Raw genomic sequence first — 20,274 nt, 5'->3', positions numbered from 1 at the left:
CGGCTCGGCAGCCGCACCTGCGTCGCCGCGAGACCGGGGATTCCTGGATCCGCTGCGCCGTCGCCGTGCCTCCGCCCGCGTCCCCACCGCCGTACAACCAGCACCCCTGCTCGCGAGTCGTGATCAGGGCGGCCTCATCCGCCGTCCCGATCCTGAACCAGAGGACCGAATGAACCCAGCCAGACGCACGGCTCCCGCGGCCGCGACCGCGGTCGTGCTCGCCACCGCGGGCGGCCTGCTCACCGCCGTCGCCGCGCCCGCCTCCGCCGCGACCACCTGCACCTCGCCGGTCTACAAGCGGCAGTTCTTCGCGAACACCACCTTCTCCGGTACGCCGAAGAAGACCGACTGCGACTCGAAGATCGACGAGAAATGGGGCACGAGAGCCCCGGCTTCCGGCCTGCCGTCGAACCACTTCGGTGTCCGCTGGACAGTGACCCGCGACTTCGGCTCCGGCGGCCCCTTCTCCTTCCCGGTCGAATCACGTGACGGCATCCGCGTCTACGTCGACGGCGTCCGCAAGGTCGACCTGTGGAAGGACGTCTCGACGACGGTGAAGAAGACGGTCAACGTCACCATCCCGTCCGGCAAGCACACCCTGCGCATCGACTTCGTCAACTGGACCGGCGCCGCCAACGTCAAGTTCAGCTACGTGCCGAGGACTTCGTCCACCGTCGACAAGGTCAAGCCGCGCACCCCGACGGGCACCACCGTCACGTACGACACGGCGACCGGCAAGGCGAGGATCACCTGGGCCAAGAACAAGGAGATGGACCTCGCCGGCTACCGCGTCCACCGCCGCACCAAGGGCAGCGCGTTCCCCGCCAAGCCGCTGGCGACCACGGCCTCCACGTCGTACACCGACACCCCGCCCCCCACCGGCCAGACGTACTACTACGCGGTCCGCGCGGTCGACAAGGCCGGCAACGAGTCCACCGGCACCGCCGACCAGGGCGTGACCACGCCCGACCGCACGGGTCCGGCCGCCCCCACGGGGCTCACCGCGCACGGCGACCTCCACGGAATGGTGCTCGGCTGGAACGCGGTGCCGGACGCGGTCGCCTACCAGCTGTACGAGAGGGACCCGGCCACCGGCTCGTACACGTTGGTGAAGGAACTCACCGGCACCTCGTACACGCACCCCGTGGGCCACGACGAAACGCCGCACACCTATGTCGTGCGCGCCCTCGACACGGCGGGGAACCGGGGTCCGTACTCGGCGCCCGTCACCTCCGACGGCATCGACCGCACGGCCCCGGCCGCGCCCGTGAACCTGCGCGTGGCGCCGGACCGGACCAGGGTGCTGCTCACCTGGAACACCCCGGAGCACCCGGCGACCGACGAGCTGGTCAACGACGCCTACTTCACGGTGCTGCGCTCCAAGGGCACCCGGCTCGGCGCGGACGCGGCGCGGGTCCAGTGCGCCGAGGAGTGGCAGACGTTCAACCCCAGCCGGCGCGAGTACTCGTTCGTCTGCTACGACGAGAGCTGGGAGCTGGACACCACCTACACCTACGGTGTCGTCTTCACCGACTGGCAGGGCAACGAGTCCGCTCCCTCCCACACCGTCACGGTGACCACCGCCGACCGGGTCGCGCCGCAGCCGGTCACCGGACTGACGGCGACGCCGCGCGCCGACGGCATGCTGCTGCGCTGGAACGCCTCGGCGGAGGGCGACATCGCCTCCTACCGCGCCGTGCGCGGAGCCCGGCAGGCCGACGGCTCGGTCAAGTGGCTGGGCACCTGCACCCCGGGCCAGGACGACCCGCCGGCCGCGCTGTGCATCGACGTCCCGGACGGCGAGTCGTACGTCTACGCGGTCTACGCGGTCGACAGGTGGGGCAACGCCACGGCCACCGCCGACTGGGCCACCGTGACCGCCACCGAGCTGGACACCACCCCGGCCGAGCCGATCGGCCAGGACAAGGGCCCGCTGTACGGCGGTGGCGGCTGGACGGCCTCCGAGGCCGCCGGGCCGGTCCAGTGGCACTGCTCCGGCGCCCTCTGCGCCTCGGTCACCGAGTACCGGGTGAGCCGCTGGAATCCCGGGACGCGGACCTACGACCTGCTGGGCACCGTCGCGCCCACCAGCGATTACTGGCAGTCCTACGGCGACCCCGCCCAGCCGCTCGGCTCGGTCTCCTACTACCGCGTGGTCGGCGTCCTCGCCGACGGCACCGAGACCGCGGCCGCGCACCCGTGGCGGATCCGGCCGGACCTGGTCTGAGCACTTCCCCGAACACGCCGAAGGGGCCGGGGGCTCACCCTCCCGGCCCCTTCACGTGCGCATGCGCGTCAGCCCGACCGCTGCTGCCGCTCTCCGTGGCGCGGACAAGGAACGCCCGGAGGAACAGCGCTCCTGCTGCGCCGTCGGTCGCTGCTGCGGGCGTCGCCCGCCGGCCCGCACCGTGCGGTACATCTGAGCTTGCTCCGCTTCGACGGACACCATCGGCCACCTCGGCTTCGAGTTCTGGGACCGGCCCGAGTCCGGCCCCGGCTTCCTCAGCCGATCCGCACACGCGCTGGGGAACCACCGCACGGTCCTGGCCGGCGGCGAACAGTGAGGAACCGCGGTCGGCGGGATCGCTCCGGGCCGCCACATGGCTCGGTCTGATCCAGCGGCGTCCACGCGCCCCACGAGTGCACCGGACCGAACCGGCAGGGCCTCCGGACTCGGCAGAGGAGGCCGACGGAGTCCCGGATCTCGGCGACGTCCCCGCGCCCGCGTCCCTCCGGTCCCGAGGCCGCTGCCACCGCCGGAGCCATGCGGACAGGCGTGACTGGTGTGGTGTGCGAGTGCGGGTGCGGGACTAGCCTGGGAAGTACTCGGGCGGCCGTTCGGGCCAAGGAGCTTTCCTGGTGCCGATCTTGTGGCCGAGCAGGCGCGCGGCACGCGTCCACGGCCCCGTTCCTCCTCACGAGGCTGAGGCGCCGCACAAGGTCGGCGCTCGCATCAGGCCTTTCGCTCTGTTGGCCGGGGGTCACTTCGCATCGCCGGCAGGCGTGTGAACCAGGCAGGAGTACAGAGATGACTTGGAACGTGAACGGTACATATTTTGAGAGCTGCAACTGCGACACCGTGTGTCCGTGTACCACCTCGGGCCTGACCGCACCCGCCGACAACGAGCGCTGCCAGGTGACTTTCGCGTTCCACGTCGCACGGGGTGAGGTCGACGGCGTGGACGTGTCGGACCACAGCGTCGTCGTCTTCGCCGACGCGCCCCGCGTGATGGCCGACGGCGGCTGGCAGGTCGTGCTGTACGTCGACGCTTCGGCCGACGACAGCCAGGCGGACGCGCTGGGCAAGGTCTTCTCCGGGCAGGTGGGCGGACCGATGGCGGCGCTCGCCCCTCTCATCGGCGAGGTCCTCGGCGTCGAACGCGTTTCCATCGACTTCCACGACGACGGTCGCCGCCACGCGGTGCGGGTGGCGGACTCCATCGACATCGAGATCGAGGACCAGGTGGCCCCGCAGTTCGGCGAGGACGGTCCCGTGATGGGTCTGACCGGCATGTTCCACCCGGCGAACAGCACGTTGACCATCGCCCGGTCGACGCGGGCCATCGGCAGCGGCGTACACGGCCGTTCGTGGGACTTCACCGGCCGCAACGCGCACTCGGCGCCCTTCTCGTGGTCGGCGTGACCAGAACAACGATCACAGCCCGGTACGGCGCGCGCTACTCCGGGCCGGTGCTGCTCACGGCGGCCGCGGCCTGGGCATGGGTGGCACTGCGCCGGGGGGACATGGGGTCCCGGACCATGGCCGGGGACCTGCCCGCCTTCATGGGCGTGTGGACGGTCATGATGGCCGCGATGATGCTGCCGGCCACGGCTCCTGTCGCCTCGTTGTACGCGCGGACGGTCCCCGTCCACCGGACGCCGCGCATGATCGCGTTCACCGCCGGCTACGTGCTGGTCTGGGCCGCCGCCGGGCTGCCGGCGTACGCCCTGGCCGTCGGCGCGACGCACGTCGCAACCACCCATCCCACGGCGGGGAGAGCGGCGGCCGCCGCCGTCTTCGCCGTCAACGGTGTCTACCAGCTCACCGCCCTCAAGGATTTCTGCCTCACCAAGTGCCGCTCACCGATCAGCCTGTTGCTGCGCTACGCGTCGTACCGCGGCCCCTCGCGCCACCTACGTGCCGGGGCACATCACGGCGCGTTCTGCCTGGGATGCTGCTGGTCCTTGATGCTGCTGCTCACGGCGTTCGGTGCGATGAACCTCTGGGCCATGGTGGGCCTGGCCGCCATCGTCACCGCGGAGAAACGCTCGCCGCGGGGTCGTCCTGTCGCCCGGGTCGTCGGCCTCACCTCGCTCGCGCTCGCGATCGCCGTCTTCTGGGTGCCCCTGCTGGCCCCCAACCTCACAGGCAGCGGCATGACCGAGATGGGCCTCCGCCACCTGTGACACGCGCCGTGCGGCCGCAGGACGTGCCGGGCCCGCGCCAGAACTCGACCTCATCGGCCTGTCCTGATCGGCTGATCTCATGGTCGCGAGCCCCGGCGAGTACGAGAGGGCGATGCCGATCGTGGCAGCCCACCTCGCGAAGACCGAGCGGGCGGTCGGCCGGACCCGCGCCTCACACGCCGGACAACAGGAGCCCCGGGCACCCCGTAGCGGCGCCACGCTCCGAGCGCTTGAGGCGCTTGAGGCCCGGTTGACCGAACTCCTGGAGCGGTGCTCGCCGGCCGGCCTCACGATCGCGGACGACCGGAGTCCCCGTACGTCCGCCGGCGTCCCGTTCACCTGGGCTGCTCACCTGGGCTGCGCGCTGGTCTGCGTGGGGCAGGCGGTCGAGGTGGTCGCTGTCGGGCGGGCCGGTAGGGGCTGCAGGGGTGTGCAGACGGGTGTGGCGACTCCGATGAGTTCGACCAGGCCGTTGCCGCCGGTGGGTGGGACGAGTGCGGACCAGTTGTTGGCCAGCCAGACGTTGCCGGACTGGTCGAGCTGGACGGCGGTGAGGTGCTGGATGGAGTTGCTGCGGTAGCCGTGGGGCGGCGACAGCGGGGAGCCGGTGGAGGAGCCGGGCGGGCAGGCGCTGGTGTTCACGCCGCACAGGACGGAGACGGAGGGGGCACCGAAGCCGGCGACCCAGACGCGGTCGGACCCGTCGATGGCCACGGACCAGGGGGCGATGGCCGTGGGCAGCTTGTACACGCCTGCGACCTTTCCGCTCGGCCCGATCTCGGTGACCGAGTTGCTGACGAAGCTGGGCACCCAGACGTTGTTCTTGGAGTCGACGGCGAGTGCGAGGGGCCAGTCGAACGAGTTGTCCTTGATGGGGGAGAACGAGGTCGGCTTGAAGTCGGGGCCGATCACGGTGACGCTCCCGCCCACGTGGCCCTTGGGTACGCGTGTGCCCAGGAGCTTCGCCCCGTTGAGGCGGGCGTTGCTGACCCAGGCCCGGCCGTGGCCGTCGATCTGGAGGGAGAACGGATGGTCGAGGCCGCCCCCCTTGATGGTGATCGCCTTCGAGGGGTCGCCGTGGGGGTAGACGATCACGCTTCCCTGGCCGCGGTTGCCTTTCAGGCCGTAGAAGTTCGCGATCCAGACGTTGCCCCTCTGGTCGACGGCGGTGCCCTGGGGATGGTTCAGGTCGCCGTTCCTGAACCCCGAGCCGGGCGACAGCGGCTTTCCGGTCGACGAGTACTTCGACATGGCGTCGCCGCCGTAGCTGGGCACCCACACGGAGCCCTCGTGGTCGATGGCGATGCCCCAGGCGCCCGCCTTCATGCCGCCGCCGCTGATGGGGCTGTTCGGGGTCGGGGTGCCCACCGGGTCCTGCACGGTGACGTAGGGACTGGGGTTCCGTGTTCCGGGCAGCCAGTTGTTGGAGGCCCAGACGTTGCCCTTGGCGTCGATGGCCGTACGGCCGGGGGCGTAGACGTCGGGGGCGGTGTAGTGCAGGGCCAGGACCCAGGCCGCCGGTGCCGCGGTGAGCGCGGGGTTGTAGATGTGGGCCCGGTTGGCCAGGGCGTACAGCCTGCCGGTGGCCAGTCTCGGGTTGCGGGCGAGGTTGAGCACCGCCTGCGCCGTGTCCCCAGGAGCGCTCCCGCGCTGCGGTGTCGCCAGGCGCAGCACGTCCCGGCACCGTCCGGTGTCCGCTCCGGGCGCGCAGAGGGAGACGAGGTCGGCCAGGGTGCCGAGGGTGGCCAGGGTGTCGTTCCTGCTGCCGTTGTTCTGGTCCGTGACGACCTTGCCGGGCTTCCCCGTGGCCGGGTCGGCGAGGTTGTAGGACGTGGCCGCGGCGTTCTCCAGGCCGGGACTCGGCCCGGTGATGCCGTGCCGGCCGGTGAACTGGGCCAGTGCGTAGGTGGTGGCGACGGTGGTGAACTCGTTGACCGTGACAGCGGATTCGGAGCGCTGCGGCACACCGCCGCCAGGGCCGAACCCCACGACGGAGCGCAGACGCAACGACCGGTCGCCGGAGGGCGTGGCTTCGACGTACAGCACGGAGCCCGTGCGCCGGCCGGCCCGGATCCGGAAGGCTCCGTCGGCGTCGGTCGTGGCGCGTCCCAGTGTCCGGACGCCTTGCCGGTCTCCGGCGAAGAGTGTGACGGTGGCGTCGGACAGCGGCTTTCCCGCGCTGGTGACTGTTCCGTGCAACGGGGCCGGCGTGGCGGGAGGCGTGGTCGCGGGGAGACCCGTCAGGGCCAGTGCCATGGTGGCCGATGCGGCCAGGGCGGTGCCTGAGCGCTGCCGAGAGGGCTTGGTCCTTCCGACGCCGCGCGAGGCTCGCGGTGTTGATCGGCGGGGACGGACATGGGGGAGGAACAAGATCGGGGCCTTTCGTCATGCCGGCACGCTGCGAAACCTCCGCCCGCGGGCAGGAGCCTGACGCGTCGGCGGGTCTTGCCGAGTGGTCCCGGGAAGTGGCCCCGAGGAGCGGCACCGCCGATGACCGGCGCCCTTTACGGCTTCACGGCCGTGGTGACGGCGTCACCGTCCCGGCGCGCTGGCGGCTATCCGTTGCCGTTGCTCGGTTCGCGCAGCGTGAACCACCCGACCTTGCGGCCGGACAGCCAGATCAGGCCCAGGTACAGGTGTGGGCCGATCTGGCGGAGCTCGTCCCGCACGCCCCCGAACACCTGGGACGTGTGGGAGTAGTCGATGACGATGCACTCCTGGTCGTCCAGGCGGCTCGGGCCGGGCCCGACCATGGCGGCGATGGACAGGATGTCCAGCGGGGTGAGCCGGTTGCTGAGGTAGCCGTCCGGGCTGAACACCTTGCCCCGCCACCAGACCAGACGCACCAGGCCGGCGAGCAGCCGCGCCCCCGAAGGGCCGACCCCTGGGAAGATCGCCGTCCCCTCCATCGGGCCTTTGGGGATCTCACCGGCCGGACTCTTGCGAAACAGCTCCTCGAGCTGCTCGTCGTCGGTCCTGAGCAACTCGGTCTCGGTAGGCATCACGATCTTCCTTCCGGCCTTCGCCCACGCTCCGCCTCCACCGTCCCCGGGCACAGTCCGGCAGGGGAGGCGGGGATGCCGTTTGCACAGGCCCGTGGGTCCCGCGCTTTCCCGTCACGGCCCGGCAACCGCTGTGGCCACGAACTGGTCTCGTAGCAGCCGGTCCCCCCCAGCCGCCCCCGTTACCGTGTGCGTGCGCGCAAGCACTCGGCGCGGGGAGTCGATGCGAGAGGGAGGGCGGTTGCACATGGAGGTGACCAGCCCGGACCTGTGATCCTTTCGGCTTTCCGTCAGTCGCTTCCTCCATCGTGAACCCCGTCGGCGCGGCTTGCCACCGCCGGCGAGCGGCCGCGGCGTCGCACCGGTCGCACGGCGTGTGCCCTTCGGCCGGCAGAGCCGCAGGGCACCAGAGCAGCGCCCCGGCCTCTCTCCTCAAGCGGGTGTCACGGTCCGGGAGCGGGCGGTCCATGTGGCCCATGGCCTCGCGCCAGGTGCCCTGGACGACGCGGGTGCAGACGTCCGGGGACAGGCCGAAGGAGCCGCGCCATCGTGCACATGCAAGGGTGCGCGGGAAGAGGGGCCCGTACGTGTCCAAGGTCGACGTGGCGGACTCGGGGCCTCCGGAGGACGTCACGCACCTTCTGATCGCGGGCCCGGCGGCCGGGTGCGGGGGCGGGTCGCCTCGGTCGTCGTCGCATCCGGTCACCAGGGCGGTCGACGCCGCGAGTGTCAGTACGCAGCGCGCCCGCCCGACTGTCCGTCCGCCACCGCGCACGGCGTGACCGCCTTCCCCGAAGCCCGATCGGAAGCGGGGCGGATCCCATGGGGCGGCAAGTACGGGCCGTGTCCTCGCACCACCTACCGTGCCCGCATCAGGGGGAGGGATGCAGGATCGTCCCGGCCCTCCCGGCAGGGGGACGAGCTCCTGGGTTTGACAGTCGACCCATCGTTTGTCGATAGTATCGATAAACGATAGGTGCGCTGCGAACGGCAGGGGTAAGCATGGGTACGAAGTCCTGGTGGAGCCGGGCCGACAGTCGGCTGCTGGAGGCAGCTCTGGGCCTGGCCGCCGCGCTGGTCGGTGTCTTCGGGATGCTGATTCCGGCCCTCGGGGTGGCCGGCCTCGTCGACCCGGTGGACACTCGCAAGGTCGAGGTCGAGACCGGGACCGCGACCTGGACACCGGGCGCCGTGACCGACGCGGCGGCGGAACACGGCATGACCCTCACCGGTACCCACCAGGCCGAGCTCGTCCTCGCCGACCCCGACCTGAGCGAGCGCCTGTCGCTCGCCGTGCCGGAGCTCACCGGCAGCCTGTTCCTGCTCCTCATCCTGGTCCTCCTCCTGCAGATGGCCCGGACTCTGCGCGACGGCGACGTCTTCGTACCGGAGAACGCCCGGCGCCTGAGCGTCATGGGGCTCACGGTGCTGCTGCAGGCCGTGGTCTCCCCGGTGCTGACGGCGGTCACCACGCAGGCGCTGGTGGGCGGCACTCCCCTGGCCGACCACATCCCCTTCTCGGCCACCTTCTCCGGCGCATACGTCCTGCTCGCCTTCCTCGTCCTGGCCCTGGGCGAGGTCTTCCGGCGCGGTACGAAGCTGCGCGCCGACACCGAGGGACTGGTCTGATGCCGCCGGAGGAGGAACACCGGGTCCAGGTCCATCTGGACCGGCTGCTGGCCGACCGCGGCATGACCCTGTCCGAACTGGCGGCCAGGGTCGGGGTGACGGTCGTCAACCTCTCCGTCCTGAAGAACAACCGGGCGAAGGCGATCCGCTTCTCCACCCTCACCGCGATCTGCCGCGAACTGGAGTGCCGGCCCGGCGACCTGCTCGGCATCCGCGAGGACTGACCTCCACAGGAGCACCCCCTGCCACCGGCGTGGCCGGATCTCGGCGCACGGCCGAGGTGCCCGGACAACCGCACTTATGGCCGCGGCGGCCGGTGGATACGGTGTGGGCCATGGAGGATTCCGGAACGAACTCCGCCGGCGAGAGCATCGGGCTCCCGGCCGTCGTCAAGGCCGCCGCGCGCCAACTGCTGGTGAAATCGGGCGCCGGAGGGCTGTCCCTGGACGCCGTCGCCCGCGACGGCGGTCTCGCCGTCACCGATGTGGAGGCCGTCTTCCCGTGTCGGGACGACCTGCTGACCGCGCTGGTCGTCGACGCCTACAACGAGTCCGGCTCAGCGATGGAGCGGGCCGACCGGGCCGCCGGGGAGGCCGGCGCACCGGCGGGCACACGGCTCCTCGCGGTCGCTCGCGCGCTGCGGCAGTGGTCCTTCGACAACCCCGCCGAGTTCGCCCTGATCTACGGTTCGCCCGTTCCGGGCTACCACGCCCCGCAGGACACGGTCCCGCCCGCCGCGCGCACCCCCGCGGTGCTGGCCGGCATCGTGCGTTCGGCGCTCCAGGCCGGTGAACTCACCCCTCCCCGGCGGGCGGTGCCCGGTCCTCCGCTGCTCCTGCCGCAGGCCGTGGAGCTCTTCGGAGGCGTGCCCGAGGCTCCTTTCTCGGACATCGTCGAGCGCGGCATCGTGCTGTGGAGCAATCTGATCGGGCTCCTGGTGTTCCAGGTCTTCAGCCGTACCCACGACAGCGTCCGGGACGAGTCCGCGTTCTTCGACTTCGCCATCGCCGTGGCGGCCGAAGGTGTCGGGCTCGTGGTTCCCCCGGGCGAGAACACCGACTGAACCGTCCGCCGCGTGCTCGGCACCCGCAGGGAATCAGGCCGTGAACACCACCAAGACCCTCTGCTTCGTCATCGCGGCGCTCTCGTCGTACGCCGCGCTCGTCTGCCGGCTGTGGCACGTACGGCGCGACTGGCGGGACAACGCCTACCGCACCCTGGTCGTCACTCTGCTGTTCCAGTGCCTCACCTTCACGATGGGCGCCGTCGCCATGGGAAGCGAGAGCTTCCTGGGCGTCGGCAACCTCGCCGTCCTGGTGATGCACGTGTCGGCGGTCGCCTTCTGCGTCAGCGCGCAGATCATCCTGCTGCACTGGGCGGCCGACGACGAGAAGACCGTACGGAGGACCCGCTACTGGCTGATCACCGGCGTCGTCCTCAACGTGCTCCTGACGGCGCTCTTCCTCATCGCCGACGGCCCCGGCCGGCCCGCCTCGGACTTCAACACCGGCAGCGGCCAACCGCTGGTCCTCACCTACCTCCTGGTCTTCGTCGTCTCCCAGGCGGTTCCGTGCGTCACCATCTTCCGCCAGTGCGGGCCCTACGCCCGGATGACCGACAACGCCTCCCTGCGACAGGCCCTGCGGCTGCTCTCCGTCGCCGCGGTGATCCTCTTCCTCTACTGCCTGGCCAGGACGGTCAACATCCTCACCGCCGCGTCGGGGATCGACATCGGTGTCTGGCAGGTCGCCGCGTCCGTCTTCAGCGCGGTGGGCATCGTGACCCTCTCGCTCAGCCTGACCATGTCCTCCTGGGGTCCCCCGGCCGCCAAACTGCTGGAATGGGTGCGCAGTTACCGGTCGTACCGGGTCCTGTACCCGCTCTGGCGGGACCTGTACGAGTCCTCCCCGGACATCGTCCTGGAGCCGCCGGGGGCTTCGGTCCTCGACCTCGACTACCGCCTCCACCGACGGGTCGTCGAGATCCGGGACGGATGGCGGGACCTGCGCCCCTACATCGACCGCAGTGCCGACGACGCCGACGGAGTGGATCCGGGGGCGAGCGAGGAGTCCCGGCAGGCGTTCGCCGAGGCGACGCAGATCAGACAGGCCCTGCACGCCAAGCGCACCGGCACCGTCCCCGACGACAACAAGGACGTCGGCGACTTCGAAGATCGTGATTCGGACAACTTCACCGCGGAAGTCGCATGGCTGACCAAGGTCGCTTCCGCCTACCGTAAAGTCGGCGACGCGGGTTGAGGACTCCCGTCCGGTCCGCCCCCCGTCGGACCGGACGGGCCTCCCCCGGTCGTCCTCCCCCCGTGGTTCCCCGTCCTCCCGCTCCCCGTCCTCCCGCCCGGCCGGACCAGCCCGCCGACAGCCGGCAGCCGACTCGGCCACCCCCGTGAGCCAAGTTAGCTGCCAGCTATCGACGGGCTTCCACGTTGGCGGAGTCCCGGCTGATTGTCAACTGTCCGCTAATCTGCGAGACTTGGAGTTAGCTGAGGGCATCGCCGAGGAGGTGTCGGGAGGGAGAGTCGCAGTGTCCGAGACCGACGACCGGCCCCTGCTGGCAGTGCGTCTGGACCAGCTCTTCAAGACGGTTCGCCCCAAGGGCAGACACTGGACCAACGCCGAGGTGGCGGAGGAGTTGAAGCGGACCAACCCCGAACTCAGGGTCGGGGGTGTGTACCTGTCGCAGCTGCGGACGGGCAAGCGCTCCAATCCCTCGTCGGAGCTCCTGGCCGCCCTCGCCAAGTTCTTCGGTGTGTCCGTCGCCTACTTCTTCGACGACAAGGTCGCCGCGTCGGTCCTCAACGAGGTCGCCGCCGTCGAGGCGCTGCGGCAGTCGGGCGTCCGCGCCGTGGCGATGCGGGCGGCCGGGATGAAGAAGGAGAACCTCCAGGCCATCACGGCCATCATGGACCAGTACCGGCAGATGCAGGGCCTTCCGCCCGTCACCGACCCCTCGGAGCCGGGGTGAGAGGCGCCGGGAAGGGTCGGCCGGCCGACCAGGACCGCCGCAGCCGGCTCAAGAGGCTCCGGAAGGCCGGCGCACGGCGGATCGCCGAACTCGACCTGCCGAAGGTGGCCGATGTGGCCGAGCTCTGCCGCTACATCGGGGAGATCCGCGACCGTCCCATCACGCTGGTCCCCCTGCAGATGCCCGCGTCGCATCCGTGCGGCATGTGGGTCGCCGCACGCGACGAGGACCTCATCTTCTACGACGCCAACACCACCGGCGCCCACCAGGAGCACATCATCTTGCACGAGCTGGGCCACATCATCTGCTGCCATCGCGGGGCGGGCTGGCTGGACGAGGCGAGCGCACGTCTCCTCTTCCCCAACCTTGATCCCGACCTCGTGCGCGACATGCTCCTGCGCGCGACCTACGACGACGTCCAGGAGCAGGAGGCGGAGATCATCGCCTATCTGCTCTCCCAACGGGTGGGCAGCACCGAGGAGCGGCAGGGCACGCCCCCGGCCGAGGGAGCCGGGGACGGCGGGAACAGCGGGAACGGCAGGGACGGAAAGGGCGGAGAGAACGGGGAGAGCGGCAGGCGGTCCGCGAACAGCGCCGTGCTCAGCCGGGTCGAACGCACCCTGATCTGACGTGTGCTGCTCACCCCCCGCCGGCTGCCACCTCCTCGGCCAGGGCCGACACGGCCCGGCGGATGTCCTCCTCGCGGTGTTCACTGGTGACGAAGAACCGCAGCCTCGCGAGCCCCTCCTCCACGGCGGGGTGGAAGATCGGGTCGGCGATGACGCCCCGGTCGAACAGCCGGTCCGCGACGTGCAGGGTCCTCGCCGAGTCGCCGAGGAGACACGGCACGATCGGGGTGTGGGCGCCGGCGCCCGTGGCCAGACCGGCCGAGGCGGCGAGGTCCCGGAAGAGCTCCGCGTTCCGCCGCAGCGTGCGCACCCGGTGCGGTTCCGCGTCGATCAGTTCGGTGGCGGCCAGTGCCGCGGCCGCGTTGGCCGGAGTCAGGCCGACGCTGTAGACGAAGCCCGGCAGCGTGTGCCGCAGCCACCGCACCATCCGGGCCGAGCCCCCGAGGTAACCGCCGCAGCCGGCGAAGGCCTTGGACAGGGTGCCCATCCACACGTCCACGTCGGACCGGTCGACGCCGAAGAACTCCCCGACACCGCGGCCGCGGTCGCCCACGGTGCCGATGCTGTGCGCCTCGTCGACCATCAGCAGGGCGCCGTGACGCCTCTTCAGCTCGACCACGGCGGGCAGGTCGACGAGGTCGCCGTCCATGCTGTAGGCGCCCTCGACGACGATCAGTACCCGTCGGAACCGGGACCGGTTGAGCCGGAGCATGTGTTCCAGCCGGCCGATGTCGTTGTGGGGGAACGGGCGTCGCGCCGCCCCGGACAACGCACAGCCCTGCAGGATGCTGTCGTGGGCGAGCGCGTCGTGCACCACGAGGTCCCCCTCGCCGACGAGGTGTCCTATCGCGGTGACGTTGGTGGCGTGGCCGCTCACCAGCGCCAGGCAGTCCTCGACGCCGAGGAAGTCGGCGAGCGCCCGCTCCAGCCGTACCGTCAGCTCCCGTTCGCCGGAGAGCACGCGGCTCGCGGAGACCGAGGTCCCGTACCGGTCCACCGCCCGGTGCACGGCCTCGTCGACCACCGGATGGCCGGAGAGCCCCAGGTAGTTGTAACTGCCGAAGGACAGGTACGTCCGGCCGTCGATCACGGTCGTGTCCCGGATGGTGCCCTGATGGACCCGGAAGTACGGGAAGTCCGCGCCGCTGCCGACGATCGTGCCCAAGTGGTCCTCGAACCGCCGTACTTCCGGGAAGTCGTCGACGCACGCGGTCTGCGTGTCCCACTCCGCCCCCGCTCTCCGGGGCAGCGGCTCACCGGGGACCGACGGCTGCGTGAGGTGCGGACCGGCCAGCGCGATCAGCCGCTCGACGGTGAGGCCGGGCGAGAACACCTCCTCGGTGCCGAAGCCCGGTAACCGCTTGGCGATGTTGGTCTCCAGCTCCTGCAGCATCAGCGAGTCGAAGCCGAGATCGGTCACCAGCTCCATCCGCTCGTCCAGGTCGGTGAGCGGGAAGACGCCGACCCGCGACACCTCTTCGAGCACGATGGGTGCGGCGGCTCCGCTCCCGGCCCGTGCCGCCTCGGGCATCGGCTCGGACACTGCCCCGGGCATCGGCTCGGGCATCGGCGCAGGAGGATTCACCGGGGCGGGCCGGTCCGCCCCGCGGGCCGACTCGTCGACCACCCAGTGGTGGCGCGGGGCGAGCGGACTCGGCGGCAGGGTGCACGGAGGCGTCCGCTCCATCACCGGACGGACCCCCGGTTCGGTGACCACACGCTCGGCGAGCCGGCGCAACGCGGCCCCGCGTGCCTCGGCGGACAGCGCCCCCGGCACCGGCACGGCGACCTCGTGCGGCTCCCCCGGCGGCACCGTGCCGACCGCCTGCCCCGGTCCGAGTCCTCCCGTACGGCCCGCCGCCACGGCCTCGGCCGCCGCGGTCAGCCGGGTCATGGCATCGTCGGCGTCTCCCACCACCAGGGCGAGGCGTTCCGTGAGGGGGCCCTGCGCGCCAGGGTCCGCGCCACCTCGGCCGGCGACAGCCGGTCGTCGGCGATGGTCTCCGCCAGTTCCCTGGCGTGACGGGCCAGTCCGGCCCGGTCGCGGGCGCTGAGCACCAGCAGGTGCGGCCCCTCGTCCGGTATGCGACGAGCCGGTTCCGCGGTGCACCCCTCCACCACCAGGTGCACTCCGGTGCCGCCGAAGCCGAAGGCGCTCACCCCCGCCCGGCGCGGCTGCCCGGCCTCCGGCCAGCGGGCCGGCGCCGTCGGGACGGTCAGCCGCGCGGCGTCGAGCCCGGAAACGTCGGCCGGGCCGAACTCCGGCTGCGGCGGTACCACGCCCCGGTGCACGGCCAGGGCGGTCTTGATCAGTCCGGCCATGCCCGCGGCGCCGAGCGAGTGGCCGACCACCGCCTTCACCGCGCCGAGGAAGGCGAGTGCGGCCCCCTCGCCGCGCAGTTCGCGCAGGGCGCCGAGCTCGACCGGATCGCCGACCGTGGTCCCGGTGCCGTGCGCCTCCAGGTAGCCCACCGCGTCCGGGGGCAGGCCCGCGTCCCGGTAGGCCCGGCGCAACGCCCAGAGCTGACCGGCCGCCTGGGGCTCCATACCGCCCCGCACGGTCCCGTCGTTGGCCGTGCCCACACCCCGGATCACCGCGTAGACCCGGTCGCCGGCCGCCAGCGCGTCGGCCAGGGGCCGCAGCACCAGGATCCCGGCCCCCTCCCCCAGGACGAAGCCGTCGGCCTCCGTGCCGAACGGCAGGCACCTGCCGCTGCGCGAGATGGCGCCGATCCGGCACAACCCCACCAGCAGATCGGGGGTGAGCTGCAGTTGGACGCCACCGGCGAGTGCGATACGGCATCGGCCCGCGCGCAGTGCGAACACGGCGTTGGCCACGGCCATGAGCCCACCGGAACACGCCGAGTCCAGCGCGTAGCTCTCGCCGTGCAGATCGAGGACCGAACTGATCGTGTTCGGCCCCATGTTGAGCAGGAGCCCGGCCACGGAGGTGCCGTGCAGCCCTCCGACCGCGCGGACCGCCTCCGGCCACCGGGGGTCGGACGCCCGCGCCCCGAACTCGCCGCCGGCCAGTTGACGCACGCGGATCCGCAGGGTGCTGATATCGCGGTAGCCGCTCTCGGTGAGCGCCGTGATCACCGAGGTCTCCTCGCGGTCGAAGCCCTCGGCCTCCCACCCCGCGTCCTGGATCGCCTCGCGGGCGAGGTCGATCAGCAGCCGGTGCTGGGGGTCCATCGCCCTGGCCCGGCGCGGCGGGATGCCGTAGTGCGCCGCGTCGAAGTGGCCGACGTCGGGCAGCAGCGCCATGGTGTCCGTGTAGACGGAGGACGTGTCACGGACGTCGTCGCCGAGGAAGGCGTCGATACGCCACCGCGAGTCCGGGACGGTCGAGAACTGTGCCCGCGGGGTCGTCAGCAGCCGCCAGTACTCGTTGACGTTCCGCGCTCCCGGAAACCGGCAGGCCATCCCCACGATCGCGACGTCGTCACGCCGCGCACCCGCTGAGCCCCCTGATCCCACTGTGGGACCTCCCCCTCGTCACAGGTGTCACCCGGTGGTGGCCGACCGCTCCCGCCACCAGTCCACGGTCGCCTTGATCTGCTCGTCGAGGGGCGTGGCCCGTACCGCGAACTCGGCTTCGTAGGCGCTGGAGTCGACGACGAACGGACGGTCGAACTGGTAACGGACTTCCTTCAGTTCACGGAGCAGCGGGGAGAAGACCGACGCGGCGCCCAGTACGGCGGGCGGCAGTCCGCGCACCGCCACCGGCCCCGTTCCCGCCTCGGCGGCAAGGCGGTCCACCATCTCCCGGGTGGACAGCGCGGGTGCCGTCGGGACGTGCCAGGGCCGTCCCCAGGCCCGTTCCTCGCCCGCGACCTCGGCCAGGGCCCTGGCCACGTCGGGGACGTAGCTCCAGCTGTGCGGGGCGTCCGGGTCCCCGAGCGTGGAGACCGGCTTGCCGCGCAGCACTCGTGGCACGACCCTCGCGGCCAGGTGCCCGCCGTCGGTCACGCCGGGCCCGAAGAAGTCCGAGGCCCGCACCTCGACCGCCTTGATCCGGCCCTGCTCGTGCAGTTCCCTCGCCCGCTCCCAGCCGGCGGCGCGCACCCGCCCCTTGGGGCCCGTCGCCGCGAGCGGCAGCCGCTCCGTCAGAGGGCCGTCCACCGGGCCGTAGCCGTAGAGGTTGCCCAGCATGACCAGGACGGCCCCGGTCGCCTCGGCCGCCGCGCAGACCGACGAGGCCAGCGGCGGCCACGCGCTCGTCCAGCGGTGGTAGGGCGGCGCGGCACAGTTGTAGATCGCGGTCGCGCCCCGCGCGGCGTCGGTCAGCCGCCTGCTGTCCGTCACGTCCCGTGCGACGTGCTCGATCCCGGGCTCCGGGTCTCGGCCCGACCTGGTGACCACCCGTACCGACTGACCCTGCTCTGCCAGCAGCCGGGCAGTGGCCGCCCCGGCGGGTCCAAAACCTAAGACGACATGAAGGCTCACGCGGGCACACTAGCGCGAGTACGTGCCGCTTTGTGTCAGGTACGCGCCACTCAGTGGCGGATTCCAACGAGTGAATCCAGCCGCTCGGTGAGTGGCGGCCCGTACGGCAACGGGAAGCACATCCTGCGTACCGGACGATCGATGGACAGGGAGCGCCCCATGCCGAAGTTCCTCATCCAGGCCACCTACACGCCCGAAGGCACCAAGGGCCTGCTCGCGGAGGGCGCGAGTGGCCGCCGCGCCGCCGTCGAACAGGTCGTCACCGGCCTCGGCGGAAAGGTCGAGGCCATGTACTTCGCCTTCGGCGAGGACGACCTCGTGATCGTCGTCGACTTCCCCGACCCGGTCTCCATGGCCGCCGTCAGCCTCACCGTCAAGGCCAGCGGCGCCCTCCGCACCCGGGCCACCCCCCTCCTCACCCTCGACGAGATCGACGAGGCCGCCCGCCGACAGGTCGCCTTCCGCGCGCCCGGCGCGTGAACCGGAGGGCGGGTGGAACGGCCGGACTCCCGGCCGTCCGGCCCGCGTACCACTGCTTCCCCGACAGCAAGCAGCAGTTGGCCACCGAATTCGTTCGCCGCACCGGCGAGCCAGCCGCCCTCACCCTGCAGGGAACTCCAGGCCGGTCCGGTCGCCGGGCTGCGCGCCTTTCTCAGCCGGTGGCGCGAGACCGTCGTCGACACCGCCTTCCGGGCCGTCTCCATCGAGGAGCAGCCCACCGACGAGACACCCGCCGCCCCGACAGCCGCCGGCGTCTTCAGCAAATGGGAAAGCCTGCCAGCCCTCACCCTCGGAGCTTGCCGTGAAACCGGGTGAGGGGGCAGGAGTTGACGCGGCGCCCGTGTCCACAAGAGCCAGAAGATCCACGGTGACGGCACCGCCGAGCCCCGCATGCGTAGTCGACACGATCGGTTGATCGGACCGCCCACTCCATGAGCGAAGTCGTCAACTGCTGGTCTTCAAAGTCGGATGAGTGAGCGTAACCATGTGTGAGTGAGTGTCGTTGTCAGAGCATGAATCTCACGGAATGGGCGAAGACGCAGGGCGTGCATCCGCAGACCGCGTATCGCTGGTTCCGCGAGGGGACGCTGCCGGTACCGGCTCAGCGGGTCGGCCCGCGCACGATCCTCGTGAACGTGGGGGTCAACGCCGCGCCCGGGGCGATCGGCGGGCTGGGCCTGTATGCCCGTGTCTCCTCCCATGAGCAGAAGACCGACCTGGAACGGCAGGTCGCCCGGCTGTCCCGGTGGGCGGCGCAGGCCGGCCACCGGGTGGTGCGCGTGGAGGCGGAGATCGCATCCGGTACGAACGGTGCCCGCCCCAAAGCCAGGCGGCTGCTGGCCGATCCGAACGTGACCACGGTGGTGGTCGAGCACAAGGACCGGCTGGGCCGGATGAACACCGAACTCGTCGAAGCCGCCCTGTCCGCACAGGGGCGCCGCCTCGTGGTCCTCGATGACGGCGAGGCCGAAGACGACCTGGTGCGCGACATGGCGGAGGTGCTGACCTCGTTCTGTGCCCGCCTGTACGGTCGCCGGTCGGCGAAGAACCGTGCCCGCAGGGCTTTGGAGGCCGCCGAGCATGGCTGACTCCGCACTGCGCGCGATCGAGGCGCCGTTCGTTGCGCCGGGCCCGTCCGGGGTAGCGATCCGCACCAGCATCAAAGGCATGTCCCAGCGGGACCGTGAGGTGCTGCCCCTGGTGGGCGCACACCTGGGCTCGCTGGCCTGTTCCGACCTCAGGGCCCGTTGCCGGGCGGGTACCGATCACGACAGCGGCCAGTGGGCGGAGCGCAAGCGGGCCCTGACCGAGGAGTCGTCCTCCCGCTGGGCCGGGAGCATCACGAAGGCCACCCACGACCAGTGGGGCCTGGCGCGCCGTGCCCAGCTCGCCCACATCCACAACCTTGAGGCCGGGGTGCGCACGATCGCGCACCGCCTGTCCCAGCCGGTCGGGAGAAGGGCACGAAGCGGGCGCCGGGCGGCTACCGCACACAGCAGGAGTGGTTCCAAAAGACCCGGCGCCTGCAGGTGCTGGAAGACCGGCTGGAGCGCGAGCGGTCCGATCGCGGGGCCGGTGTCGTGCACGTGGTGCGGGGCGGGCAGCGACTGGCTCGAGGCCGGCACCATCTGGAAGCCGCCCAGCTCACCGAGTACGAGTGGCGCAGGCGCTGGCAGGCCGAACGCTGGTTCCTCCAGGCAGACGGGGAGTCGGGCAAGCGTTTCGGGAACGAGACCATCCGCGTGGGCCCCGACGGCGAGGTCAGCATCAAGCTTCCGGCTCCGCTGGCGCACCTGGCCAACGCCCCGCGCGGCCGGTACGTGCTCGACGGCCGGATCGATTTCCGGCACCGCGGCAAGGAGTGGGCCGACCGCGTATCGGCGAACCGTGCCGTCGCCCACCGCATCCACCTGGACGTGGACCGGGGCCGCTGGTACCTCACCGCGTCGTGGACGATCCCCCCGGTCCAGACCGTTCCCCTGGCCCTGGCCAGGGCGAACGGGCTCATCGGTGTGGACACCAACGCCGACCACTTCGCAGCGTGGCGTCTGGACGAGCACGGCAACCCGACGGGTGAGCCCCGCCGATTCCTCTACGGCCTCGACGGGCCGGCCACCTACCGCGACGCCCGGGTGAGGCACGCCCTCACCCGCCTCCTTCACTGGGCACGGCGCGAAGGCGTCTCCCTCGCGATCGAGGACCTGGACTTCGGCGCGGAGAAGACGCGGGAGAAGCACGGCCGCCGCAAGCGGTTCCGCAAGCTGATCTCCGGCATGCCCGTCGCCAGACTGCGGGCACGGCTCGTGTCCATGGCCGCCGAACTCGGCATCACCATCGTCGTCGTCGACCCCGCCTACACCTCCCGCTGGGGCGCCGAGCACTGGCAAAAGCCCCTCACCAGCAAGACCAGGAAGACCACCCGACACGACGCAGCGAGCGTCGCGATCGGGCGACGCGCTCTCGGGCACCGTATCCGGCGACGGACGGCACCGCCCCACACGACCGGAGCGATCGTGTGGGGCATCGGACCGCCCAGGCCGGACGCGGCACCCGCGGGCGTGAGGAAATCCGCCCCCGCGTCCCCGGACCACGGACACGATCCGTGTCGCCGGACGCGGAGCGAACGCGGGTGACCAGTGCATCCACAACCGTTCGGGATGCGCCAGTCGACCAGG

General features: G+C 71.5%; 14 protein-coding genes and 2 pseudogenes. 12 read left to right on the top strand and 4 right to left on the bottom strand.

The window, feature by feature from the left end; translation table 11 throughout:
* Positions 1–169: 169 nt before the first annotated feature.
* The 3 genes from RH94_RS17340 (at position 170) to RH94_RS17330 (ending at position 4,407) form a co-directional block, all read left to right on the top strand.
* Complete coding sequence (locus tag RH94_RS17340; protein ID WP_073948485.1) at positions 170–2,227, top strand: PA14 domain-containing protein; 2,058 nt, start codon at positions 170–172, stop codon at positions 2,225–2,227.
* A gap of 801 nt (positions 2,228–3,028) precedes the next feature.
* Positions 3,029–3,643 carry a DUF1326 domain-containing protein gene (locus RH94_RS17335; protein WP_073948484.1) on the top strand — a complete coding sequence of 205 codons (615 nt, stop codon included), beginning with the start codon at positions 3,029–3,031 and terminating at the stop codon, positions 3,641–3,643.
* On the top strand, positions 3,640–4,407 hold the full coding sequence (locus RH94_RS17330) for a DUF2182 domain-containing protein (RefSeq protein WP_073948506.1): 768 nt from the start codon (positions 3,640–3,642) through the stop codon (positions 4,405–4,407). The genes RH94_RS17335 and RH94_RS17330 overlap by 4 nt, the downstream gene beginning before the upstream one ends.
* A gap of 348 nt (positions 4,408–4,755) precedes the next feature.
* On the opposite strand, the gene RH94_RS17325 is transcribed toward RH94_RS17330, so the two are convergent.
* Together RH94_RS17325 and RH94_RS17320 are read right to left on the bottom strand one after the other, a co-directional pair.
* Entirely contained in the window at positions 4,756–6,606 is a 1,851-nt protein-coding gene (locus tag RH94_RS17325) for a Vgb family protein (RefSeq protein ID WP_234425843.1), read from the bottom strand.
* A 356-nt stretch (positions 6,607–6,962) separates the two neighbouring features.
* Positions 6,963–7,409, bottom strand: a complete 447-nt coding sequence (locus RH94_RS17320) for a hypothetical protein (RefSeq protein WP_073948482.1) — start codon at positions 7,407–7,409, stop codon at positions 6,963–6,965.
* Positions 7,410–8,411: 1,002 nt separating this feature from the next.
* On the opposite strand from RH94_RS17320, the gene RH94_RS17315 reads away from it, so the two are divergent.
* The 6 genes from RH94_RS17315 to RH94_RS17290 all read left to right on the top strand — a co-directional run bounded on the left by RH94_RS17315 (position 8,412) and on the right by RH94_RS17290 (position 12,649).
* Positions 8,412–9,038 carry a DUF2975 domain-containing protein gene (locus tag RH94_RS17315; protein WP_073948481.1) on the top strand — a complete coding sequence of 209 codons (627 nt, stop codon included), beginning with the start codon at positions 8,412–8,414 and terminating at the stop codon, positions 9,036–9,038.
* Entirely contained in the window at positions 9,038–9,262 is a 225-nt protein-coding gene (locus RH94_RS17310) for a helix-turn-helix domain-containing protein (RefSeq protein WP_073948480.1), read from the top strand. Before RH94_RS17315 ends, RH94_RS17310 begins: the two co-directional genes overlap by 1 nt.
* Positions 9,263–9,372: 110 nt before the next feature.
* Positions 9,373–10,101, top strand: coding sequence for a TetR/AcrR family transcriptional regulator (locus RH94_RS17305; RefSeq protein WP_107428740.1), 729 nt, complete (start codon positions 9,373–9,375; stop codon positions 10,099–10,101).
* 40 nt (positions 10,102–10,141) lie between these two features.
* Positions 10,142–11,296 carry an MAB_1171c family putative transporter gene (locus tag RH94_RS17300; protein ID WP_073948479.1) on the top strand — a complete coding sequence of 385 codons (1,155 nt, stop codon included), beginning with the start codon at positions 10,142–10,144 and terminating at the stop codon, positions 11,294–11,296.
* Between the two features lie 283 nt (positions 11,297–11,579).
* The gene (locus RH94_RS17295; RefSeq protein WP_073948478.1) at positions 11,580–12,020 is read left to right on the top strand and encodes a helix-turn-helix domain-containing protein; all 441 of its coding nucleotides are present in this window, start codon (positions 11,580–11,582) and stop codon (positions 12,018–12,020) included.
* Complete coding sequence (locus RH94_RS17290) at positions 12,017–12,649, top strand: toxin (protein WP_073948477.1); 633 nt, start codon at positions 12,017–12,019, stop codon at positions 12,647–12,649. Before RH94_RS17295 ends, RH94_RS17290 begins: the two co-directional genes overlap by 4 nt.
* Before the next feature lie 10 nt (positions 12,650–12,659).
* Here RH94_RS17290 and RH94_RS46665 read toward each other — a convergent pair.
* A pseudogene (locus tag RH94_RS46665) lies at positions 12,660–16,075 on the bottom strand (aminotransferase class I/II-fold pyridoxal phosphate-dependent enzyme).
* Positions 16,076–16,156: 81 nt separating this feature from the next.
* Positions 16,157–17,098 (bottom strand): NAD-dependent epimerase/dehydratase family protein, encoded by a 942-nt coding sequence (locus RH94_RS17280; protein WP_073948476.1) that lies wholly within the window; start codon positions 17,096–17,098, stop codon positions 16,157–16,159.
* A 159-nt stretch (positions 17,099–17,257) separates the two neighbouring features.
* Between RH94_RS17280 and RH94_RS17275 the strand changes: the two genes are divergently transcribed.
* The 3 genes and pseudogenes from RH94_RS17275 to RH94_RS17265 form a co-directional block, all read left to right on the top strand.
* Positions 17,258–17,578 (top strand): GYD domain-containing protein, encoded by a 321-nt coding sequence (locus RH94_RS17275; protein WP_073948475.1) that lies wholly within the window; start codon positions 17,258–17,260, stop codon positions 17,576–17,578.
* Positions 17,579–18,111: 533 nt separating this feature from the next.
* Positions 18,112–18,687 (top strand): IS607 family transposase, encoded by a 576-nt coding sequence (locus tag RH94_RS17270; RefSeq protein WP_073948455.1) that lies wholly within the window; start codon positions 18,112–18,114, stop codon positions 18,685–18,687.
* Positions 18,680–20,274, top strand: a pseudogene (locus tag RH94_RS17265) (IS200/IS605 family accessory protein TnpB-related protein); the annotation flags it as partial. The gene RH94_RS17270 and the pseudogene RH94_RS17265, both read left to right, overlap by 8 nt.

The sequence above is a fragment of the Streptomyces kebangsaanensis genome (genome assembly GCF_001906585.1).
Classification (GTDB): Bacteria; Actinomycetota; Actinomycetes; order Streptomycetales; family Streptomycetaceae; genus Streptomyces; species Streptomyces kebangsaanensis.
Note: the sequence above shows the minus strand (reverse complement) of the source record. Positions and strands in the feature narration are given on the sequence as shown.